We start from the raw sequence: 1,154 nt of genomic DNA, 5'->3' as shown, positions 1-1,154 counted from the left end.
CTTTTGCTGATGTAAAAGCGATGCAAAGTGCTCAGCTTGGCGACAATGCCTTTTTGCAGTTGATGGCGTTTTACCATCTTGACAACTCACTGCAGTACCTATCGAGCTTGAGCTATGACTTATTTGAAGAGCCGCTTCGTTTTGATGGACGTGGTTTAGCGCTAGACAACTCTTCTTACTACACAGGTTCGCGTGCGCTGATGTTAGGCGTGGGTGGAGTATCTCCGGATGCTGCGGATGCAGATGTGATTTTGCACGAGCTAGGACACGGGATTCACTATCAAATCGTTCCCGACTGGGCGTATGGCCACACTGGCGCGATTGGAGAAGGTGTCGGTGATTACTGGGCGGGCAGCGCGAGCTACCGAACACAGTATTTAGATGCGGCTCGCCGTGGTCAGGAATTTGAGATTGATACGGTGTTCAACTGGGATGGCATGTTTGGCGTTCGCCGCGCAACACGCAGTCTCTGGAACCAACGTGCTCGTTACTTTGAAGGAGCGGAATACCGAGCGCATGAAAGTGTTGGTGGTGAATTGGGCGACGAGTTGTGGTCGACACCTTTATTCCAAGCCTTGAAAGCGTCCGTTGCTCGTTATGGAGATGGTTCGGATCGTGTTTTCCGTGACTTTGACTCGATTGTGCTTGAAGGCATGTACGGCGTGGGTCGTGGTGTAAAAATGCATGATTTGGCGGAGTCCACCGTATTTGCCGCGACAATGCTTTTCCCTGAAAAAGAGTACGCACAAATTCTGAAAGATAGCTTCGCACAACATAACTTACTCAAAGTTCCTTTTAACGCCCGATATCAATCTCGTTACATCAACGCTGGGGAAACGGTCGAGTTGACGCTTTCTCACACCGGCCGATCTGCAAGCGTAAAGGGCAATTGGTCACTGAACAACGACACATCGAAAGCGGTCGATGTGCAACTGGCAAACACGGCCTCATTCAGTGCCAACTTACCAACTGGGCTGACGTGTGGTGCACCGTTTGAATCTAAAGTTTCGGTGGATTATCAGTTTGCTGAAGGGCTTAAGGCGCAATCTTGGCAAAACGTGACGGCGCTAGTGAACGGTATTCCTCTACTTCTGAATAAGCCCAAGACTATCGAGGATGCGCTCACCGATGCGAGTATTAACTCGCGCGGTCAA

At 50.3% G+C, this 1,154-nt stretch carries 1 pseudogene; it reads left to right on the top strand.

The features are described from left to right. Window positions 1-1,154, top strand: a pseudogene (locus R7E00_RS24525) (propeptide, peptidase); the annotation flags it as partial.

Origin of the sequence: Vibrio sp. Vb1755, from assembly GCF_033338635.1 — a bacterium.
Taxonomy (GTDB): Bacteria; Pseudomonadota; Gammaproteobacteria; order Enterobacterales; family Vibrionaceae; genus Vibrio; species Vibrio alginolyticus.
Note: the sequence above shows the minus strand (reverse complement) of the source record. Positions and strands in the feature narration are given on the sequence as shown.